2 protein-coding genes and 1 pseudogene are annotated in these 3313 nt (G+C 39.5%); all 3 read left to right on the forward strand.

Annotated features, from left to right (window positions below; genetic code table 11):
- Positions 1-372: DUF456 family protein (locus ACESM9_RS15185; RefSeq protein WP_373000642.1), on the forward strand; the 372-nt coding region annotated here is incomplete at its 5' end.
- 191 nt (positions 373-563) lie between these two features.
- Positions 564-2015 (forward strand): IMP dehydrogenase, encoded by a 1452-nt coding sequence (guaB, locus tag ACESM9_RS15190; RefSeq protein WP_373000645.1) that lies wholly within the window; start codon positions 564-566, stop codon positions 2013-2015.
- 222 nt (positions 2016-2237) lie between these two features.
- A pseudogene (gene guaA / locus ACESM9_RS15195) lies at positions 2238-3209 on the forward strand (glutamine-hydrolyzing GMP synthase); the annotation flags it as partial.
- Positions 3210-3313: the final 104 nt, after the last annotated feature.

A 3313-nucleotide genomic window follows, 5' to 3' on the forward strand; every position in this document is an offset into this window, starting at 1 on the left:
TATGCATGGGCAACTGGTTTTCAAGTCATAGGTTGGGGAACCCTTATAATATTTTTGCTACTCACACTTTTGGCTATGGGAGTAGATTATATTGCAGGGCTTATGACGGCGCAGAAGTTCGGTGCCTCAAAGCAGGGTATAATCGGCAGTGTCATAGGAGGCATAGTAGGTTTAATCGCATTTAATATACCGGGGCTTATACTAGGCCAGCTGGCAGGAGTCATATTAGGTGAACTTATGTTTGGAAGAAATATGAAAGAATCTATGAAGTCCGGCTTTGGTGTATTTATTGGATATCTGCTGGGCAGTATTACAAAAGTTATTCTGACTACTTTAATAATAATCATTTTTTATGTCAAAATAATTTTTTGAGTTTTATTGATATCATAATTGAATAAAAGAGTGCAATAATACAGAGTATGAAGCTTCTTTTTTTAGTTAATTTCAACAAGTGAAGTGAATATTCTGTATTTTTTTCAATCCTTTGACAAACATATATACTTTAAATATAATTAAAAAAACAATAAATAACGGTATTTTTTTGAAAAGTGAGGAGTGTAACCATGGAAAAGTTTTTAAAGGAAGGCTTAACCTTTGATGATGTGCTTCTAATACCTGCAAAATCAGAAATTCTTCCAAAAGAAACAGATGTATCAACTATGCTGACCAAAAAAATTAAGCTTAACATTCCTATAATGTCTGCAGGTATGGATACTGTTACTGAAGCAAGGCTTGCCATTGCTATAGCAAGGGAAGGTGGAATAGGCATTATCCATAAGAATATGTCCATAGAAGCCCAAGCTATGGAAGTGGATAAGGTAAAAAGATCAGAGCATGGGGTTATAGTAGATCCGTTTCATCTTTCACCGGACCATGTTATATCCGATGCTATGGAGCTGATGGAAAGATACAGGATTTCCGGTGTACCTATAGTGGATGAGAAAGGTAAATTAGTAGGAATCCTTACAAACAGGGACTTAAGGTTTGAAACAGACATGTCAAGACCTATACATGAGGTAATGACCAAGGAAAATCTAATCACAGCACCTGTAGGAACCGATCTGGAAGAGGCAGAAAATATCCTTAAAAAGCATAAAATTGAGAAACTTCCTTTGGTAGATGACAACGGCTATTTAAAAGGGCTCATCACTATAAAGGATATAGAAAAGGCTATACAGTTCCCCAACTCTGCAAAGGATAAGAGCGGCAGACTTTTGGTTGGAGCGGCAGTAGGAGTTACTCAGGATATGATGGAAAGAGTAAAAGCTCTAGTAGATGCCAAAGTAGATGTGATTATTGTGGATACAGCCCACGGCCATTCAAAAGGTGTTTTAGATGCAATTAAGAAGATAAAGATTAATTATCCGGAAATACAGGTTATTGCAGGAAATGTGGCTACTGCAGATGCAACGAGAGAGCTTATCGAAGCTGGTGCAGATGCCATAAAGGTTGGAATAGGACCAGGTTCCATATGCACTACAAGGGTAGTAACAGGAATAGGTGTTCCTCAAATTACGGCAGTGTATGACTGCGCTCAAGAGGCTGACAAACATGGAGTGCCTGTTATTGCTGATGGCGGCATAAAATACAGCGGAGATATCACAAAAGCTATTGCAGCAGGCGCCAGAGTGGTTATGATTGGTAGTTTGTTTGCAGGAACGGAAGAAAGTCCTGGAGAAAAGGAAATATATCAAGGCAGGAGCTTCAAGGTTTACAGAGGTATGGGTTCATTGGCATCTATGGCAAGCGGCAGCAAGGACAGATACTTCCAGGAAGATGCTAAGAAGCTGGTTCCGGAGGGTGTAGAAGGCAGAGTGCCATATAAAGGACCTTTGGCTGATACCATATTCCAATTAGTTGGAGGCTTACGCTCCGGCATGGGCTACTGCGGCACAGCTAGTATAGAAGATTTGAGAAAGAATGGACAATTTATAAGAGTAACGGCAGCAGGTTTGAGAGAAAGCCATCCTCACGATGTTCAGATAACCAAGGAAGCACCGAATTATAGTCTATAGCAAATTGAAACCACTAAACACACTGAAACCACTGAAATTATTATTTAACATATGTGACCAGCTGCAGAACCGAAGAAATTTTTACTGCATCTGTTGGAACTATGATTTAGTATAATATCCTTTAGTGTCCTTTAGTGGTTTCCAAAAAAGACCCAAAAGGAATCCTCTAATTCAGAGTTCTGAGTTCGGAGCTCAGAGTTCTATTATAAAGGAGCGTGAATTATGGAAAGAAATTTTGATAGAAACTTTGATATAGATAAATTTATAGAGGACTCCATCAGAGAGATCAAAAACACGGTAGGAGACAAAAAGCTTATCTGTGCATTAAGCGGAGGAGTAGATTCCTCTGTAGCTGCAGTGATGGTAAATAAAGCTGTTGGAGATCAGCTTACTTGTATTTTTGTAGATCATGGTCTCATGAGAAAAGGCGAAGGAGATCAAGTGGTATCTATATTCAAAGAGCAATTTAATATGAACCTGATAAGGGTCAATGCCCAGGACAGATTTCTGGATAAGCTTGATGGAGTAGCAGATCCGGAGAAAAAAAGGAAGATAATCGGAGAAGAATTCATAAGAGTTTTTGAAGAAGAAGCCAGCAAATTAGGTGAGATTGACTTCCTGGTGCAGGGCACCATTTATCCTGATATATTGGAAAGTGGCACCAAGAAAGGCGGGCTGGTCAAATCCCATCACAATGTTGGCGGTTTGCCCGAAGATATGAAGCTTAAGATTGTAGAGCCAGTAAGACTTCTCTATAAGGATGAGGTAAGGGAAGTTGGTTTAAAGCTCGGAATCCCTGAAGACTTGATCTGGAGACAGCCCTTTCCAGGACCGGGATTGGGTGTGAGAGTTTTAGGTGCCATTACCAGAGAAAGACTTAATATAGTCAGAGAAGCCGATGCCATATTGAGAGAAGAAATAAAAAATGCAAATCTACACAGAAGCATATGGCAGTACTTTACCGTTATACCTGATATAAAAAGCGTTGGTGTGAAAAACGATGAAAGAACCTATAGCCATACAATAATCATAAGAGCAATACACAGCAAGGACGCTATGACTGCCGATTGGGCAAGAATACCCTATGAAGTCTTAGATAAAATATCATCGAGAATAGTAAACGAAGTAGAAGGAGTAAATCGAATAGTTTACGACATAACCCCAAAACCACCGGCAACAATCGAGTGGGAATAACAAGAGCAAAATCCCCAATGTTTGAAACATTGGGGATTTTATTCAAATGAATCCTGTGCAAGGGCAGAAGCTATAACAAGCTCCACAAACTCCTGGGCTGCTCT

It is taken from the genome of Lutispora sp. (genome assembly GCF_041687175.1).
Lineage (GTDB): Bacteria > Bacillota > Clostridia > Lutisporales > Lutisporaceae > Lutispora.